17 protein-coding genes are annotated in these 17,898 nt (G+C 65.3%); 4 read left to right on the top strand and 13 right to left on the bottom strand.

The features are described 5' to 3' along the window. Nucleotides 1–28: 28 nt before the first annotated feature. Complete coding sequence (locus AN936_RS15895; protein ID WP_054588962.1) at nt 29–1,015, top strand: quinone oxidoreductase family protein; 987 nt, start codon at nt 29–31, stop codon at nt 1,013–1,015. A 96-nt stretch (nt 1,016–1,111) separates the two neighbouring features. Here AN936_RS15895 and fghA read toward each other — a convergent pair whose 3' ends face one another. The 5 genes from fghA to AN936_RS15920 form a co-directional block, all read right to left on the bottom strand. After that, on the bottom strand, nt 1,112–1,960 hold the full coding sequence (fghA, locus tag AN936_RS15900) for an S-formylglutathione hydrolase (RefSeq protein ID WP_054588963.1): 849 nt from the start codon (nt 1,958–1,960) through the stop codon (nt 1,112–1,114). After that, nucleotides 1,957–2,463: a prolyl-tRNA synthetase associated domain-containing protein gene (locus AN936_RS15905; RefSeq protein WP_234715598.1), complete on the bottom strand. Its 507-nt coding sequence runs from the start codon at nt 2,461–2,463 to the stop codon at nt 1,957–1,959. The genes fghA and AN936_RS15905 overlap by 4 nt, the downstream gene beginning before the upstream one ends. Nucleotides 2,464–2,472: 9 nt before the next feature. After that, nucleotides 2,473–2,853 (bottom strand): VOC family protein, encoded by a 381-nt coding sequence (locus tag AN936_RS15910; RefSeq protein ID WP_054588964.1) that lies wholly within the window; start codon nt 2,851–2,853, stop codon nt 2,473–2,475. Nucleotides 2,854–2,907: 54 nt separating this feature from the next. Then, entirely contained in the window at nt 2,908–3,768 is an 861-nt protein-coding gene (gene purU / locus AN936_RS15915; protein WP_054588965.1) for a formyltetrahydrofolate deformylase, read from the bottom strand. Between the two features lie 71 nt (nt 3,769–3,839). Beyond that, complete coding sequence (locus AN936_RS15920) at nt 3,840–4,952, bottom strand: S-(hydroxymethyl)glutathione dehydrogenase/class III alcohol dehydrogenase (RefSeq protein WP_054588966.1); 1,113 nt, start codon at nt 4,950–4,952, stop codon at nt 3,840–3,842. A gap of 114 nt (nt 4,953–5,066) precedes the next feature. Between AN936_RS15920 and AN936_RS15925 the strand changes: the two genes are divergently transcribed. Together AN936_RS15925 and AN936_RS15930 are read left to right on the top strand one after the other, a co-directional pair. After that, nucleotides 5,067–5,960 carry a LysR family transcriptional regulator gene (locus AN936_RS15925; protein WP_054588967.1) on the top strand — a complete coding sequence of 298 codons (894 nt, stop codon included), beginning with the start codon at nt 5,067–5,069 and terminating at the stop codon, nt 5,958–5,960. Beyond that, the gene (locus tag AN936_RS15930; RefSeq protein WP_234715599.1) at nt 5,960–6,616 is read left to right on the top strand and encodes a DMP19 family protein; all 657 of its coding nucleotides are present in this window, start codon (nt 5,960–5,962) and stop codon (nt 6,614–6,616) included. The genes AN936_RS15925 and AN936_RS15930 overlap by 1 nt, the downstream gene beginning before the upstream one ends. A 52-nt stretch (nt 6,617–6,668) precedes the next feature. Here AN936_RS15930 and AN936_RS15935 read toward each other — a convergent pair whose 3' ends face one another. From AN936_RS15935 to AN936_RS25830, 7 genes are all read right to left on the bottom strand, one after another. Further along, nucleotides 6,669–8,048, bottom strand: a complete 1,380-nt coding sequence (locus tag AN936_RS15935; RefSeq protein WP_054588968.1) for an L-serine ammonia-lyase — start codon at nt 8,046–8,048, stop codon at nt 6,669–6,671. Between the two features lie 157 nt (nt 8,049–8,205). Further along, nucleotides 8,206–8,820, bottom strand: a complete 615-nt coding sequence (locus AN936_RS15940) for a superoxide dismutase (protein WP_054590344.1) — start codon at nt 8,818–8,820, stop codon at nt 8,206–8,208. 232 nt (nt 8,821–9,052) lie between these two features. Beyond that, nucleotides 9,053–10,621 (bottom strand): cisplatin damage response ATP-dependent DNA ligase, encoded by a 1,569-nt coding sequence (locus AN936_RS15945; protein WP_054588969.1) that lies wholly within the window; start codon nt 10,619–10,621, stop codon nt 9,053–9,055. Further along, the gene (locus tag AN936_RS15950) at nt 10,618–11,631 is read right to left on the bottom strand and encodes a ligase-associated DNA damage response exonuclease (RefSeq protein WP_054588970.1); all 1,014 of its coding nucleotides are present in this window, start codon (nt 11,629–11,631) and stop codon (nt 10,618–10,620) included. The genes AN936_RS15945 and AN936_RS15950 overlap by 4 nt, the downstream gene beginning before the upstream one ends. Beyond that, nucleotides 11,631–13,058: a UdgX family uracil-DNA binding protein gene (locus AN936_RS15955; RefSeq protein WP_054588971.1), complete on the bottom strand. Its 1,428-nt coding sequence runs from the start codon at nt 13,056–13,058 to the stop codon at nt 11,631–11,633. The genes AN936_RS15950 and AN936_RS15955 overlap by 1 nt, the downstream gene beginning before the upstream one ends. Continuing rightward, nucleotides 13,055–14,305, bottom strand: a complete 1,251-nt coding sequence (locus AN936_RS15960; RefSeq protein ID WP_054588972.1) for a putative DNA modification/repair radical SAM protein — start codon at nt 14,303–14,305, stop codon at nt 13,055–13,057. Before AN936_RS15960 ends, AN936_RS15955 begins: the two co-directional genes overlap by 4 nt. 45 nt (nt 14,306–14,350) lie before the next feature. Then, nucleotides 14,351–15,826: a sensor histidine kinase gene (locus AN936_RS25830; RefSeq protein ID WP_269465187.1), complete on the bottom strand. Its 1,476-nt coding sequence runs from the start codon at nt 15,824–15,826 to the stop codon at nt 14,351–14,353. Nucleotides 15,827–16,077: 251 nt separating this feature from the next. Here AN936_RS25830 and AN936_RS15970 point away from each other — a divergent pair, with 251 nt between their 5' ends. Beyond that, nucleotides 16,078–16,869 carry a response regulator gene (locus tag AN936_RS15970; protein WP_054590346.1) on the top strand — a complete coding sequence of 264 codons (792 nt, stop codon included), beginning with the start codon at nt 16,078–16,080 and terminating at the stop codon, nt 16,867–16,869. A gap of 124 nt (nt 16,870–16,993) precedes the next feature. On the opposite strand, the gene AN936_RS15975 is transcribed toward AN936_RS15970, so the two are convergent. Then, nucleotides 16,994–17,893: a LysR family transcriptional regulator gene (locus AN936_RS15975; protein WP_054588973.1), complete on the bottom strand. Its 900-nt coding sequence runs from the start codon at nt 17,891–17,893 to the stop codon at nt 16,994–16,996. Between the last annotated feature and the right edge of the window lie 5 nt (nt 17,894–17,898).

Raw genomic sequence — 17,898 nt, forward strand, 5'->3', positions numbered from 1 at the left:
AGATGGACCGGACAGCAGGAGCGCGCGCATGAAAGCGATCGAAGCCTTTATCGAAAGCCAAGGCGGACCCGAGGTCATCGACTGGCGCGAGGTCACGCTCGGCGCGCCCGGTCCCGGGCAGGTGCTGCTCCGCCAGACGGCGGTCGGGCTCAACTATCTCGACACCTATCACCGCGACGGCACTTACCCCGTTCCGCTGCCGAGCGGCCTCGGGGTCGAATCGGCGGGCGAGATCGTTGCGGTCGGCGAAGGCGTCCATGGCCTCCGGCCCGGCGACCGCGCCGCGACCTTCGGTCCCGAACGCTCCGCCTATGCCAGCGCGCGGATTGTCGGCGCGGCCTCGCTGTTCAAGCTGCCCGCGACCATCGACGACGAAACCGCGGCCGCCGCGCTGCTCAAGGCGTGCACGGTCGAGATGCTCGTCGAACGCTGCGCCAAGGTCGAGGCGGGCTGGCCGGTCCTCGTCCACGCCGCCGCCGGTGGCGTCGGGCTGATCCTCGTCCAGTGGCTGAAAGCCGTCGGCGCCACGGTGATCGGCACCGTCAGCACCGAAGCCAAGGCGCATGCTGCGCGCGAAGCCGGCGCCGACCATGTGCTGATGTACAAAAGCGACGATGTCGCGGCGCATGTTCGCGAGATCACCGATGGTCAGGGCGTTCCCGTGACCTTCGACGGCATCGGCATGGCGACGTGGGATGTGTCGCTGAAAGCCACCGCGCGGCGCGGGCTGATCGTCAGCTATGGCAATGCCGGCGGCCCGGTGACCGGCGTCAACCTCGGCATCCTCGCCCAGCACGGCTCACAGTTCGTCACCCGGCCGACGCTGTTCGACTATTACCACCTGCCCGGCGAACGTGCCGCGGGTGCCGACCGGGTGTTTGAGATGATCGGCTCGGGCGCGGTGAAGGTCACCATCGGCCAGCGCTATTCGCTCGAGGATGCAGCGCGTGCGCATGCCGATCTGCAGGCCGGACGGACGACGGGGTCAACGTTGCTGATTCCGGAACAACCCTGACCCGTTCGCGTCGAGCGAAGTCGAGACGCCCATCGGCCCCGCGCGCGCTCACGGCATCTCGACTTCGCTCGATGCGAACGGGAATTATTGGCCAGTTTACGCCTTCAACCGCGCCGCATGCCAGGCGACATGCTCGCCAAGGAAGGTCGAGATGAAATAATAGCTGTGGTCGTACCCCGGCTGCATGCGGATTTCGACCTTCTGCCCCGCACGCTCGCACGCCTCGACCAGCAGTTCGGTCTTCAGTTGTTCGGCAAGGAAATTGTCGGCGTCGCCCTGATCGACGAGCAGGTCGGGCACCCGCGCCCCGCTCTCGATCAGCGCGCAGGCATCGTAAACGCGCCACGCTTCGCGGTCATCGCCAAGATAGTTGCCCAGCGCCTTTTCGCCCCACGGGCATTGCAGCGGCGCGACGATCGGCGAAAAGGCCGACACTGACTTGAAACGGTCGGGGGTGCGCAAGGCGACGGTCAGCGCGCCGTGCCCGCCCATCGAATGGCCGGTGATCCCCTGCCGCGTCATGTCGGCCGCAGCGAATTCGCGCAGCACCAGCGACGGCAGCTCGTCCTCGACATAGCTGCGCATGCGATAATTGGCGGCCCAGGGTTCCTCGGTCGCATCGACGTAGAAACCGGCGCCCAGCCCGAAATCCCACGCCGCTTCGGGATCGTCGGGCACGCCCTCGCCACGCGGGCTGGTATCGGGCGCGACGAAGATGATGCCATGTTCGGCGCAGGCGGCGCGATATTCGCCCTTTTCCATCACATTGGCGTGGGTGCAGGTCAGCCCCGACAGATACCAGAGCACCGGCAGCTTCGCACCCTTTTCATGGTCGGGGACGAAGACCGCAAAGGTCATGTCGGTGCCGGTCGTCGTGCTCTTGTGCTTGTACACGCCCTGCGTGCCGCCGTGGCTGCGGTTGGTCGAGAGAGTTTCGATGGTCATGGGACTTCCTGCATGGGGATAGGTGCGACGAGCGGGTCATGGCCCCAGTGACGCAGCAGATCGAGGATCGCCGCGCCCGGGAGGCCGAGCGTCGCGGTGTTGCGGAGCGGGTGGACATTGACCTGTCCGGCCAGCGCCAACGTCGCATCGAGCACGACGGTGATGCTTCCCGGCGGCGCGTTGATCGCGGCCATCGGCGTCACCGACCCGGGCGCGATGCCGAGCAGCCGTTCCATATCCTCGGCCTTGCCGAAGCTGACGCGCTTGCTGCCGATCGCCGCGGGCAGCGCCTTCAGGTCGACGCGCGCGTCGGACGCGACGGTCACCAGCCAAAAGGCGCCGCCGGCATCCTTCAGGAACAGGTTTTTGGTGTGCGCCCCGGCCATGACGCCATAAAGTTCTTCGCTGTCGGCCACGGTGAACAGCGGCTTATGCTCAAGCTCGACGAAGGGGATCGCAAGCGATTGAAGGTCGGATCGCAATCCCGCTTCGCCACGCATCATTCCATTACCTCAAACGACGCGGTGCAGCGCGCACAGCTTGTTGCCCGACGGATCGCGCAGATAAGCGAGATAGAGCTGGCCGAACCCGCCTTCGCGGATGCCCGGCGGATCTTCGATCGAGGTGCCGCCGTTGGCGACGCCCGCATCGTGCCAGGCCTTCGCCTGCTCGGGCCCTTCCATCGCAAAGCCGATCGTGCAGCCATTGCCGACCGTTGCCGGTTCGCCGTCGATCGGCGTGCCGACGAGGAACAGCCCGCCATTGTGCATATAGATCAGGCGTCCCTTGTCGTCCTGGATCGCCGGCTTGCCGCCGATCGCCTGGAAGGTCGCATCATAGAATTTCTTCGCGGCTTCGAGGTCGTTCGCCCCGACCATATTGTGACTGTACATCGCCTTTGCTCCTCCGGTTTTGGTTGCGAATCGGAACCTATCCTGCCCGCGTGCCTAACGGAAGACCACGGTCTTGCGGCCGTCGATCAAAACCCGTTGTTCGGCGACCCAGCGCACCGCGCGGGCCAGCACCTGCGCCTCGGTATCGCGGCCGATGCGGATGAGTTCGTCGACGCCGTCGCGATGATCGACGCGCTCGACCGCCTGTTCGATGATCGGCCCCTCGTCGAGGTCGCTCGTCACGAAATGAGCCGTCGCACCGATCAGCTTGACCCCGCGCTCCTGCGCCCGGTGATAGGGTTTCGCGCCCTTGAAGCCCGGCAGGAAGCTGTGATGAATGTTGATGCAGCGCCCCGACAGCTTGCTCGACAGATCCTGCGACAGCACCTGCATGTAGCGCGCCAACACCAGATATTCCGCCCCGCCGCGTGCCATAATGTCGAGGATCGCCGCCTCCTGGTCCGCCCGGTTCGCGTCGCTGACCGGCAGGTAGTGGAACGGCACGCCATGCCATTCGGACAGCCGCCGCTGCGCCTCGTGGTTCGACACGACGCCGACGATATCGATCGCGAGGTTGCCCGTCGACCAGCGGTGGAGCAGGTCGTTGAGACAATGGCTGCCCTGCGACACGGCGATCACGAAGCGCGGCTTGACCGCCGCATCGCTCAGCCGCGCGTCCATCGCGAAGCGCGCGATGACCGGCGCGAACGCCGCCTGCACCCCCGCAAAGTCGGCGGGAAAACGCTCGCCCGCGCCGCGAAACTCGACGCGCATGAAAAAGCGCCCCGAATCGAGGTCGGCATATTGCTGGCTGTCGAGGATGAAGCCGTCGCGCTCCGCGAGCAGCCCCGTCACGGCGGCCACGATGCCCACCGCATCGACACAGCTGAACGTCAGGACATAAGGTCCGGTCACATCATCACTCCCTCACCCGTCTTCCGCCGAGGCGCATGGCGGAAGACGGGCGTCGCGGGAAGGCGAAATCGTCAGAAAACGACGACGCTGCGAATGCTCTCGCCGGCATGCATCAGGTCGAAGCCCTTGTTGATCTCTTCGAGCCCCATGACGTGGGTGATCATCGGGTCGATCTCGATCTTGCCGGTCATGTACATGTCGACGATCTTCGGCACGTCGGTGCGGCCCTTGGCGCCGCCGAACGCGGTGCCGCGCCAGTTGCGCCCGGTGACCAGCTGGAACGGGCGCGTCGCGATCTCCTTGCCCGCTTCGGCGACGCCGATGATGATTGAGGTACCCCAGCCGCGGTGGCAGGCTTCCAATGCAATGCGCATCACTTCGGTATTGCCCGTCGCGTCGAAGGTATAGTCCGCGCCGCCGTCGGTCATCGCGACGATCATCGCGACGACATCCTCGCGGCTCATGCCCTTCGAGTTAAGGAAGTCGGTCATGCCGAACTTGCGGCCCCATTCCTCGCGGTCGGGGTTGATGTCGACGCCGATGATCTTGTCCGCGCCGGCGAGCCGCGCGCCCTGGATCACGTTGAGCCCGATGCCGCCGAGCCCGAAGACGACGACATTGTCGCCGACCTGGACCTTCGCGGTGTTGATGACTGCGCCGACGCCGGTGGTCACGCCGCAGCCGATGTAGCAGCTCGACTGGAACGGCGCGTCCTCACGGATCTTTGCAACCGCGATCTCGGGCAGCACGGTGAAGTTCGAAAAGGTCGAGCAGCCCATATAGTGGAAGATCGGCTGGCCGTTGTACGAAAAGCGCGTCGTGCCGTCGGGCATCAAGCCCTTGCCCTGCGTGGCGCGGATCGCGGTGCAGAGGTTGGTCTTGCCGCTGAGGCAGCTTTTGCACTGGCGGCATTCGGGGGTGTAGAGCGGGATCACATGGTCGCCGGGCTTGACGCTGGTGACGCCCGCGCCGACTTCGCGCACGACGCCCGCGCCCTCATGCCCCAGCACGCTCGGAAAGATGCCCTCGCTGTCGAAGCCGTCGAGCGTGTACGCGTCGGTGTGGCAGATTCCCGTCGCCATAATCTCGACCAGCACCTCGCCCGCCTTCGGGCCTTCGAGGTCGAGTTCGACGATTTCGAGCGGCTTCTTCGCTTCGAACGCAACGGCGGCGCGGGTCTTCATGGGGAGCACTCCTTGCGGATGGGGTTTGGCGAGAATTTGATTGTGCCCGCTGTACACCGATCCAAAGCGCGATAAAGGGGCCAATCGGCAATATATTATCCCAAAGGTGAGATAATGGGCGCATGGGAGGGCATCGACGAGATCGTCGCGATCGCCGACGCGGGCAGCTTCGTCGCCGCGGCGGCGCGGCTCGGCACCTCGACCTCGCACATCAGCCGCGCTGTGATCCGCCTCGAAAACCGCATCGGCGCGCAGATCTTCGTGCGCACGACGCGCCGCGTCGTCCCCACCCCCGCGGGCCGCACGCTGATCGAGCAATTCCGCAGCCTCATCGCCGCGCGCAACGACGCGCTGTCGGCGGTCAGCGACGACGGCGCGCCGCGCGGTGAGGTGCGGATGACCTGCTCGATCGCGATGGGCGAACGTTTCGTCGCGCAGATCGCGCGCGACTATGCCTTCGCCTTTCCCGACGTGACGGTGACGCTCGAACTCACCAACCGCGTCGTCGATTTGCTCGCGGAGGGGTTCGACCTCGCGATCCGCACCGGCACGCTGCCGGACTCGGGGCTGGTCGCGACGCGCATCGCCTCGCGCAGCCTCCATCTCTGCGCCGCCCCCGCCTATCTCGCGCGCGCCGGAACCCCGACATCGATCGACGACCTCGCGCGCCACGAATGCCTGCTCGGCACCGCCCCCGCCTGGCATTTCCGCGCGCAGGGCAAGGAAATCACCCACCGCCCCGCGGGCCGCTGGCGCTGCAACAGCGGCACCGCGGTCACCGAAGCAGCGCTCGCGGGCCACGGCGTCTGCCAGCTTCCCGATTTCTATGTGATGCCGCATCTGCAAAGCGGCGCGCTCGTCTCGCTCCTCGACCCGCTCCGCCCGCAGGAGGAACCGATCTGGGCGGTCTATCCGCAGCGGCGGCATTTGCTGCCGAAGGTGCGGCTGTTGATCGATAAGCTGCGCGAGGAATTGCCCGGTGCGTTGTCGCGGACTGGGGCGTCCTAATGGGCGATTATATCTTGCATACCGAAAACGGCGTCTGCAGGATGGAGCGAATGGAAAAGATACCCTGTAAGGACTGCGGCGCGCTGATATTGCCCGTTACTGCCGAGAACACAGGCGGCATTTGCATGGCCTGCAAACAGGGCATTAGAGCGGATATCGAAAAATCCCGAGCTTACTATGCCTCATTACGGGAGTACGACCCCGTGCAAGAGCTTTGGAAATCTTTAGTAAAAAAATCGTCGAATGAGCCGAATCTTTCCACCCTTACGCCGGAAGAAAGACTATATTTCTCGGTCTGCCTTCTAGAAGGTGAGGTTTATAATGGCGGCTTTGATCAGTATTTTTCAAACAGTTCCGGCAGATATTACAAAGACGCGATTTCCGGTTTGTCCGAGATAGGCGCTTACAATTCGCTCGAAATCGCACAGAAGGCGTCCGACGTCTTTTTCGGAAAATCGCTTCCCCCGGAAGACCGAGCCGAACGCTGGGACATCATGAAAAAGGCCCGCCGATGGTCTTTCCTTCCCGCAAAACGCGAAGCGCTAATAGACGAGCTCGACAAAGCATTTTACGAAGATCCCGACAACTTGCTCGATCTCCTAACCGCATACGCCGAGGCCCATAATTTGACGCGACCATTCGAGAAGAAAAGTTAGAAACTCAATTTCGCTTGCCGGGCCATGCGTACAGGCGGCCACAATTCTACGTTCAACACTCCACCACGCTAACCGCCAGCCCGCCCTTCGACGTTTCCTTATATTTATCGCGCATGTCGCGGCCCGTTTGCAGCATCGTCGCGATCACCGTGTCGAGGCTGACGACATGCGTGCCGTCGCCGATCATCGCGATGCGGCTAGCATCGATCGCCTTGATCGCGCCCATCGCGTTGCGCTCGATGCACGGGATCTGCACCAGCCCGCCAATGGGATCGCAGGTGAGGCCGAGGTTATGCTCCATGCCGATCTCGGCGGCATTCTCGACCTGCGCATTGGTGCCGCCGAGCGCGGCGGTCAGCCCCGCCGCCGCCATCGAACAGGCGACGCCGACTTCGCCCTGGCAGCCGACCTCGGCGCCCGAGATGCTGGCGTTGCGCTTATACAAGGCGCCGACCGCCCCCGCCGCGAGCAGGAAAGTGCGCACCCCGGCGGCGTCGCCGCGATAGCCGCGGCGGTAGAAGCGGATCACCGCAGGGATGATCCCTGCCGCGCCGTTGGTCGGTGCGGTGACGACCTTGCCGCCCGCGGCATTTTCCTCGTTCACCGCCATCGCCCACAGGTTGATCCAGTCCATCATCGCGAGCGGGTCGATCAGATTGGTTTCGTGGCGGCTCCGGATATCGTCGGCGATCTGCGGCGCGCGGCGCCTGACCTTGAGGCCTCCCGGCAGAATCCCGGTGCTGCAACAGCCGGCGTCGATCGAGGCGTCCATCGCCGCCGCGATCGCGTCGAGCCCGGCGTTCACCTCGTCGAGGCTGCGGTGCGCGAGTTCATTCTCGAGCATCATCTCGGCGAAGCTCTTGCCCGATGCCGCGCCCATTTCCATGAGGTCGGCGCCCGAGGTGAAGGCGAAGGGCAGCTCGACCTCGTCCTCGGCGCCGCGGCTGTTGCGCCCCGCCTCGTCCTCGTCGACGACGAAGCCGCCACCGATCGAGAAATACATGCGTTTCGCCAGGATTTCGCCGTCGCTATCGCGGGCGGTGAAGCTCAAGGCATTGCTGTGGAACGGCTGGCGCTGGCGCATCTGGAAATGCAGGTCGCGCTTCGGCTGGAAGCGCACGCGCTGGCGCCCGAGCAGATAGAGAAAGCCCTCGCTCTCGGCACGGTCCCAATGCGCCTTGATCGCGGCAAGGCTGGTCGAGGCGGGGATTTCGCCCGCCAGCCCCGCGACCACCGCGGTGTCGGCGGCGTGCCCCTTCCCCGTCAGCGCGAGCGACCCGTAAAGGTCGGCCTCGACATGCACGGTCTTCGTGAGCAGCGCCTGCTCGTCGAGCCAGACGGTGAAACGCCGCGCCGCGACCATCGGCCCGACCGTATGCGAGCTGGAGGGACCGACACCGATTTTGAAGAGTTCGAACAGGCTGATCGTCATGCCGGCCCTATAGGCGGATCGCGACCATCGGGATAGGCCGCGCGGGCCAATTTTCGTTACGGCATAGCGTCATCCCGGCGAAGGCCGGGATCTCGACCGCGCGTCACTACGCAACGATGAGATCCCGGCCTTCGCCGGGATGACGACTATTCAATACTTAAGCCGGATAGGTCCAGGTGGTGTCGCGCGCGAAATTTTCCGCGGCGAAATCCCAGTTCAGCAATTCGTCGACCACCGCGTCGACATAGGCCGGACGCAGGTTCTTGCGGTCGATATAATAGGCATGCTCCCACACGTCGATGACGACGAGCGGCTTGATGCCCGCGGTCAGTTCGGTGCCCGCATCGTGCGTGTCGGTGACCGACAGCGTGCCGTCGCGCGAGACGAGCCACGCCCAGCCCGAGGCGAAATGGTTGACCGCAGTTTCCTTGAGTTTCTTCTTGAGCTCGTCGAGCGAACCGAAATCGCGGTCGATCGCGGCGGCAAGGTCGCCCGCGGGCGCGGTCTTCGACGGGCTCAGGCTTTCCCAATAGAAAGCATGGTTCCAAGACTGCGCCGCATTGTTGAACAGGCCCTTGTTGCCCGACCCTTCGGCGTGGTGCACGATCTCCTCGAGCGGCTTGTCGGCGAGGTCGGTGCCTTCGATCGCGGCATTAACCTTGTCGACATAGGCCTTGTGATGCTTGCCATGATGCGTCGCCAGCGTGTCGGCCGAAATATGCGGCTCCAGCGCGTCCTGAGCATAGGGGAGAGGAGGATGGGCGATCGTCATGACAGTCTCCATTTTGTTTTTGAGGGGTTTGCGGCGTTAAACTCGGGATCGCCTAGCCGGGTTGCAAGGTCGTGACGCGGAATTTTTCTTTGGATAACCGATAGCTTTGCCATTTATTCGCCTCCGCCGACGCAAACCCCCTTCGTCATCCCGGACTTGATCCGGGATCCATTTGCGCAACGCTGGTTTGAATGGATCCCGGATCAAGTCCGGGATGACGAGGCAAAAGAGGCTATGTCACCATCGCCTGCAGCGTCGCGATCCGGTCGGCCTCTTCGGCGGGCTTGTCGCGGCGGATGCGCGCGATGCGCGGAAAGCGCATCGCGAGCCCCGATTTGTGGCGCTTCGATGCGTGGATCGAATCGAAGGCAACCTCGAGCACCAGCGACTTTTCGACCTCGCGCACCGGGCCGAAGCGATTGAGGGTATTGTCGCGGACGAACTTGTCGAGCCACTTCAATTCCTCGTCGGTGAAGCCCGAATAGGCCTTTCCCACCGGCAGCAATTCGCCCGCGTCCGACCAGCAGCCGAAGGTATAATCCGAATAGAAGCTGGCGCGGCGTCCATTGCCGCGCTGCGCATACATCATCACGCAGTCGGCGATCAGCGGGTCGCGCTTCCACTTGTACCACAGCCCGGCGCGGCGCCCGGCCACATAAGGCGCGTCGCGCCGCTTGAGCATCACCCCCTCGATCGCCGCATCGCGCGCGCCGGCGCGGCGTTCGGCGAGGTCGTCGAAGTCTTTCGCCTCGATCACCTGCGAGAGGTCGAAATGGCTGGTCGCAAGGCGCGGGACGAAGGCCTCCAATTGCCGCCGCCGCTCGGTCCACGGCAGGCCGCGCAAATCGTCGCCATCGACGCCGAGCAGGTCATAGACGCGCACGAAGGCAGGGTAATCGGCGAGCATCTTTTTCGACACCGTCTTGCGCCCGAGCCTTTGCTGGAGCGCGTTGAAGCTGGCGGCTTCGCCGCCCTGCACCTCGCCGCGCACGAGCAATTCGCCGTCGATCACGGCATCCTGATCGAAGGCAGCGACCAGTTCGGGGAACGCCCCGCTGATCTCCTCGCCGCCGCGGCTATAGATTCGCGTCTCGCCGCCGCCATGGACGATCTGGACGCGGATGCCGTCCCATTTCCACTCGACGGCATAGTCGTTGAGGTCCACACTCTGGTCTTCGAGCGGATGCGCGAGCATGAAGGGGCGGAAGAAGGCGACATCGGCGAGGTCGGGCCGCTCCGCCCTTCCCTCGCCCCACTCGAACAGCGGCGCATAGGGCGGCGGGATTGCGTGCCATAGTTCCTCGACATCGTCGACGGGCACATCGAACGCCTGCGCGAACGCCTGTTTGGCGAGCCGCGCCGACACCCCGACGCGCATGCCGCCGAGCGCGAGCTTGAGCAAAGCATAGCGCCCGTCGGCATCAAGCCGGTCGAGCAAGGATGCGACGACCGCGGGCGCATCGCTGCGGCTGGTCGCCGCGAGCGCGTCGACCGCTTCCGACACGCTGAGGTCAGCCTTCTTCCCGGGCCCGTCGGGCCAGAGCAGCGCCGCCGTCTCGGCAGTGTCGCCGACGAAATGGCGCGACAGGCGGAACAGTTCCTCGTCGACCCGCGTCGCGAGAAGCGCCCGCACCGTCCCCGCCTTCACCGCCGGAAAATCGAGACTCTCAGTCAGTGCCGCGATCGCCCAGCCGCGGTCGGGATCGGGGGTGTGACGCAGATAATCGACGATCAGCGCGAGCTTGCTGTTGCGCGAGCGCGTATAGATCAGCCGGTCGATCAGGGCCGCGAAGCGCTTCACACCTCTTCCTCCAGATCGCGGCCGACAAGGTGGAGCGCGCGCGCCTTGCGCTGGGCGAGTTCGCACCAGCGCAGCAGGCCGTCCTCGCTGCCGTGAGTGATCCAGCTCTCCTTCGGGTTCACCTCCTCGATCGTCGCGGTCAGTTCGTCCCAGTCGGCGTGGTCCGAAATGACGAGCGGCAGTTCGACCATCCGCTGCCGCGCGCGCTGGCGGACGCGCATCCAGCCCGATGCCATTGCCGTCACCGGATCGGGCAGCCGCCGCGACCAGCGGTCGTTCAGCGCGGAGGGCGGCGCGAGGACGATCTGCCCTGCCATCTCGGCCTTATCGGTTTCCGAAACCAGCCGCAGTTCGCCGAGGTCGACGCCGTGCACCGCATAAAGCTGACACATCTTTTCGAGTGCGCCGTGGATATAGATCGGCGCATCCCACCCCGCGCCGCGCAGTTCGGCAATCACGCGCTGCGCCTTGCCCAGCGCATAGGCGCCGACGAGCACCGAACGGTCAGGCTCGGCGCGCACCGCGCCGATCAGCTTGGCGATCTCGTCCGACGTTGGCGGGTGGCGAAACACCGGCAGGCCGAAAGTCGCCTCGGTGACGAAGATGTCGCACGGCACGACCTCGAAGGGCGCGCAGGTCGGATCGGGCCGCCGTTTATAGTCGCCGGTGACGACGATCCGTTCGCCCGCATATTCCATCAAGATCTGCGCGCTGCCGAGCACATGTCCCGCGGGATGAAAGCTGAAGCGCACCCCTCCGCGCTCGAAGCCGTCGCCATAGTCATACGCCTGATTATGACTCGCCTCGGCATCGACACCATAGCGCAGCGCCATGATCGCCAGCGTCTCGGGCGTGGCGAACACCGCGCCATGGCCGCTGCGCGCATGGTCGGCGTGACCGTGGGTCACCGCGGCGCGCGCGACGGGGCGCGAGGGGTCGATCCACAGGTCGGCGGGCTTGACGTAGATGCCGCCGGGATGCGGCTCGATCCAGGTCTTCGCCTTTGCCATCAGGCCGCGAGTTTCCGCGCCAGCGCCAGATCGGCAACGAACATCTCGCGTTCCTCGGCGGCGCGCGCGCGGTCGGGCAGGCGCAGCAGGAAGGAGGGATGGATCGTTGCAATCAGCTTCGTGCCCCCGGCCAGTTCGTGCACCGCACCGCGCATCGCCTTGATGCTCGCGCTCTTGCCCGTCACCCCCCGCAGCGCGCTCGCACCCAAAGTGACGATCAGGTCGGGTTGTACCAGCGCGCGCTCCTTGTCGAGCCACCAGCGACAGATATCGATTTCGCCCGTCGTCGGGTTCTGGTGCAGGCGCCGCTTGCCGCGCGGCTCGAACTTGAAATGCTTGACCGCATTGGTCAGGAACAATCGCGTGCGGTCGATCCCCGCTTCTTCCAGCGCCTCGTTCAGCACCAGCCCCGCCGGCCCCACGAAGGGCCGCCCCTGCAGATCCTCCTGATCGCCCGGCTGTTCGCCGACGAGCATGATGCGCGCCGTCTGTGGCCCCTCGCCCGCCACGCCCTGCGTCGCGTTGCAATAGAGCGGACAGCGCGTGCAGCGATCGACCGCGCGCGCGACGTCGTCCAGCGTCTTCACATCGTCGTCGAGGAGCAATTCTTCGGGCACGCGCGTCCGCCATTTGTCGGTCAGGGGGTTCGCCAAGGAAACGGCGGCCTCGCGCATGCGTTCCACCCGCGCTTCGGCGCCCGCGAGCAGCGGCGCGATATCCTGCGCTTCGGGCAGGTTTTTCCAGTATTTCTTCGGCATCTCGGCGCGCATCGCATCGATCTTCACCCGCGCCGGATTGAAGATGGCGCCATAATAGGTGCGCCACTGGTCTTCGACGACATCGCTGTCGGGCACCTCGTCCCTCGTCCCGCCGGGGCCATAGCTCAGCTTTTCGCCGTGCCAGATCGCCCGCGCATCGGGGGTCAGGATCGCCCAGTCCATCCCGTAAAAGCGGCGCTGAAAGAAAGGCGCGGTGAGGCGCAAGATGCGATGCGACGGTTCGAACCACGCCGCAAAGCTTTCGCGGCCCGCTTCTTCGCCGAGCCGCCGGAAGCGGACGAAGGCATGCATCTTGTGGACGTCGCGGCGGATCGCCTTGTCGGCGCCCCGCAGCCAGGCGACCTCGGCGTCGGTCGTGCGCGCGAGCAATTGCCGGTCGTGCAGCGCGCGCCAGACAAGCCGGTAAAGCCGCGCCGGCACCTCGGGATCACGGTAACAGATGACGCGTTCGGCGATCTCGACCAGCGCGCGCGGCAGGCTGAGCCGGCCCGCGGGCGCCGCCGCAACCGCATCGCCGAACAGCGACGCGCCCTCCGCGCTGCCGCGCCAGCTTACCTCGTCCGGCGCCACGCCGCCTGCGAGCAGCCCGCGCGCCGCGCGCCGCCATTCGGCGAAATCGCCCGGCTCCGTCAGGACCACTTCCCTCACAGCGCCAGCGCCAGTTGTTCCGCCGGCGGCGCGAAGCGCGCGCGCAGGTCGGCGCTGTCGGTGAGCTTGCCCGGCCGCCAGTCGGGCGTGATGATGAAGGGCAGCAACTTCTTCACCGACGCCGTCAGCTTGGCGAGATCGCCGAGCCTGAGCTTGCCCAGCCGCCGCGCCGCGACGATCCGGTCGACCGCCTTCGTCCCCAGCCCCGGCACGCGCAGCAGCATTTCGCGCGGCGCGCGGTTGATGTCGACCGGAAAAGCTTCGCGCCGCTGGAGCGCCCACGCCAGCTTGGGATCGATCGCGAGATCGAGCATGCCGCCGCTCGCGCCCTCCATGATCTCGGCGCGCTCGAAACCGTAAAAGCGCAGCAGCCAGTCGGCCTGATACAGCCGGTGCTCGCGCATCAGCGGCGGCCGCACCGGCGGCAGGTCGCTGCTCGCGTCGGGGATCGGGCTGTACGCCGAATAATAGACGCGGCGGAGTTGGTAGCCCGAATAGAGGTTCGTCGCGGTCTGCAAGATATCGTCGTCGCGCGCCGCGTCGGCGCCGACGATCATCTGCGTCGATTGGCCGGCGGGCGCGAAGCGCGGCGGTTTCGCCTTGCCGATCAGCCGGCTCTTCGCCGCGTCGATCGCGTCGGATTCGCTGACGCGTACCGATGCCATCGTCTTGCGGATCGTCGCGGATTTCTTCTCGGGCGCGAAACTTTGCAGGCCGGCCTCGGTCGGCAGCTCGACATTGGTCGACAGCCGGTCGGCGTAAAGCCCCGCCAGCGCGATCAGCCCGGGGTCCGCGCCCGCGATCGTCTTCAAATGGATATAGCCCTGAAACCGATGCTCTTCGCGCAAGATGCGCGCGACCTCGACGAGCTGCTCCATCGTATAATCTTCGGAGCGGATGATCCCCGACGACAGGAACAGCCCCTCGATATAATTGCGCTTGTAGAAATCGAGCGTCAGCCGCACGACCTCCTGCGGGTTGAAGCGCGCCCGCTCGACATTGCTCGACGCGCGGTTGATGCAAAAGCGGCAGTCGTAAATGCAGAAATTGGTGAGCAGGATCTTGAGCAACGAGATGCACCGCCCGTCGGGGGCATAGCTGTGGCAAATGCCCATCCCCTCGGTCGAACCGATCCCTTTCGTGCCCGTCGAGTCGCGCGTCACCGTTCCCGAGGACGCGCACGACGCGTCATATTTGGCCGCGTCCGCAAGCACGGCGAGCTTTTCCAGAATCGGCTTGGTCGACATGCCCCATGCCTAGCACGGAACAAAGAAAGAACAAAATAACCTGGGTTAGGCGTCGCGCCACTTTGCCGGGAGCGCAATATCGACGACCAGCCCGGTGGGCTCCCAGCGCCGCTCGATCGTGCCGCCCAGATTGTTGCGCACACTGCGCTCAATCAGCAGGGTGCCGAAGCTGGTGCGGGTTGGTTCGACGACCTCCGCGATACCGCCCGTCTCGGACCAGTGGAGGCGGAACAGCCGCGGCTCGGCGCCTTCCTCGTCCTGCGTCCAGCTCACCTCGACGCGCCCGTCGTCGCCGGTCAGCGCGCCATGCTTGACTGCGTTGGTCGCGAGCTCGTTGAACAGCAGGGCCATCGCGACAAGGGCATTTTCGGGGAGCAGAAGGTCGGGGCCGGTCCAGCGGATGCGCGGAAACGCCGCTTCGACCTCGCGCATCAGCGCGTGCATCGACCCGGTCATGAAATTCGCGCCGAGCAACACATTCTGCGCCCGGTTGAGCGCGTCGAGGCGGCTGCTGATCCGCTCGACATAATCGTCGACGTCGGTCGCCGAATGGCGGGTGAGCGAGATGATCGCGCTGACCGTCGCAAAGAGATTGCGCATCCGGTGGTGCAATTCGCGCATCAGCAGATTGGCATTTTCCTGCCGGCTCTTCTGTTCGGTGATATCGATGCTGACCCCGGTGAGCAGCGCCTCGTCCGCGCGGACGTCCCAATCGCCGCGGACGCCGACCCAGCGCACGCCGCGTTCAGGATGGACGATGCGATATTCGGTCGCATAGGGGGTGCCGCTCGCGACCGATTCCTCCAGAATGGCGCGCACCTGCTCGCGGTCGTCGGCGTGCAATCGCTCGAAGAAGCCGTCGATTGTCGTCAGCGCCTCGCGATAGTCGCCGCCCCAGAGTTCGGCCACCGCGCCGCGCCAGCGGATCCTGCCGTCGCGGGCATCATATTGCCAGGTCGCGATGCCCGAAAAGTCGAGCGCGCGTTCGAGCATGTGCCGGGCGTCGTCCCGCTCGGCCGCGGTGCGGCGCAGGTCGGCCTCGGCCATGACGATCGCCGCGAAATCCTCGAGGCGGGTGAGCTCCGTCTGCCCCAGCATCGCGCGTTCCTTGCGGTCGATGACGCACAGGGTTCCAAGCACCGCGCCATTATAGGCACGCAGCGGCACGCCGGCATAGAAGCGGATGAACGGGTCGCCGGTGACCAGCGGATTATCGCGAAACCGCGCGTCGCCGAGCACGTCGGTGACGATCAGCGGCTGTTCGTCGGCGACGACATATTGGCAAAAACTGATATCGCGCGACGTTTCCGCGACGTCGAGGCCATAGGCCGACTTGAACCACTGGCGGCAGTCATCGACGAGCGAGACGAGAGCGATCGGGGCATCGAAAAGGTCGGCAACGAGCTTGGTCACCCGGTCGAAGGCCTGCTCGGGCGGGGTATCCATCAGGCGATATTCGCGCAGGGTATCGAGCCTCAGCCGCTCCCGCTGCGTCGCATCGCCCTCCCCTGCATTTGCCAAGATTTGCCCCTCTGCGCCGTTTGGCGGCTTTTCGCCAATTTGTCCCCCGGGGCGCTCTGCCATGAATCTGGTCCCTAAAAAAGCCTGAAGGCAAAAAACGCAGGAAAGTCGCACCTTTCCATCCGCTTACGGCTTTGCTTTGTCGCGTCCCGGCTGACTCTACGCATCGCGGACCGACTGGTTGCAGCAAAAAACGGGAACCGCTTCCCCCCGCGCCGCGTATGCATGGTTCAAGAGGGAGCATGACGATCATGACATTGGGCGAAGAAATCCGCGGACACCTGCCGTTCCTGCGCCGCTATGCGCGCGCACTAACCGGCAGCCAGCAGCATGGCGACAATTTCGTCCACACGACGCTGGAGGTGATCGTCGCCGCGCCCGACGAATTCAGTGCCGGCAACGGCACGCGGATCGATCTCTACCGCAACTTCCACCGCATCTGGGAAAGCGCCTATATCGACGACGGCGAAGGCGACGACGAAGAGGATATGCTCGTCCGCAACGCCAACCGCCGTCTCGCGGCGATCACCCCGCTCGGCCGCCAGATGCTCCTCCTCACCGCGCTCGAAGGCTTCTCGGTCGAGGAAACGGCGATCATTACCGGCGCCGACAACGACACGGTCGAAACATTGCTCGCCGATGCGGTGGGCGAAATCGACCGTGAATCGCGGACTTCGGTGCTGATCATCGAGGACGAACCGCTGATCGCAATGGAACTCGAATCGATCGTCCGCGGACTTGGTCACGACGTCGCGGGCATCGCGACCACGCATGAGGATGCCGTCGCGGCATTCGAGGCCACCGATGCCGGCCTCGTCCTCGCCGATATCCAGCTCGCCGACGGATCGTCGGGGATCGACGCGGTACAGGACATATTGGCGCGGGCGCCCGTGCCGGCGATCTTCATCACCGCTTTCCCCGAACGCCTGCTCACCGGCCACCGCGTCGAGCCAACCTTCCTGATCTCGAAGCCGTTCCGCGAAAATACCGTCCGCGCGGCGATCAGCCAGAGCTTGCTGTTCACCCCGCAACTCGCGGCCTGATCGGGCTTCGGACGGTATCAGCCTGCTCCGAAGTCAAGTCGGCTTCGAGGTGGAATTAAGCCATTCCCCTCCCTGAAAGGGAGGGGAGGCTATATCCACTCCCGGTTCCGTCGCTCCGTTCCGCTCAATCCGCCGCTTCCGCGAGATCGAGGTTGGCCGCCTCGTCGAAAATGCGGGTGAGCACCGGTTCGGTGTCCGAAACACGCATTGCGACGTGGAACTCGACGGGCGCGAGTGCCGGCATGTCGGCGATCGGGGTGAGCGTGCCGCCGACGATTTCGGCGCGGACCATCGGTTCGGGAAAGATGCCGATGCCGCCGCCGACCTTGGCGATGTCGATCATCGTCCGCGCATTGTTGCAGAGGTTGAGCGATTTTTGCGCGATGCGCGACGCCTGGATCGCGTCGCGCATCCGGCCGTGGATCGGCGAATGGCTGGCGAGCGACCAGACGGGGACGGGCTGGCTGCTGTCGCCGCGACCGAAGGCGGCGGCGACCGCCGGGCTCGCGAGCCAGACCAGCGCGACCTCGCCGATCGGTTGCGTCTTGAGCGCCGGATGCGCGATCGGACCCGCGGCAAAGGCGATGTCGGTGCGGCCGGTGAGCAGTTGCTGGATGAGGTTGGCCGTCAGGTCGATCTCGATCTCGAGCCCGACGTTCGGCATGTCGGCCTTGAGCGCGGCGACGAAGGCGGGCAGGCAGCTGGCTGCGGCAATCTCGCCCGCCCCGATCCGCACGATGCCGCTCGCTTCGGCAAAGCCGCCGCTGCCGAGCAGCGCGACCTGCATGTCACGAAGCAGCGGGTCGCAATCGCGCACCAGCTTGCGCCCCGCCGCGGTCAGCGACATCGTCCGTCCGTCGCGGCGGAACAGCGTCGTGCCCAGCCTCTGCTCCAGCTCGCGCATCCGCGCCGACACCGCGGGCTGCGTCGTGTTGAGCCGCTCTGCGGCCGCCGAAAAGGTGCCAAGCTGATCGATCCAGAGCAGCGTTTCGAGGTGATAGATCGAAATGCGATTGATAGACATTGTTT

Origin of the sequence: Sphingopyxis macrogoltabida, from assembly GCF_001307295.1 — a bacterium.
Lineage (GTDB): Bacteria > Pseudomonadota > Alphaproteobacteria > Sphingomonadales > Sphingomonadaceae > Sphingopyxis > Sphingopyxis macrogoltabida_B.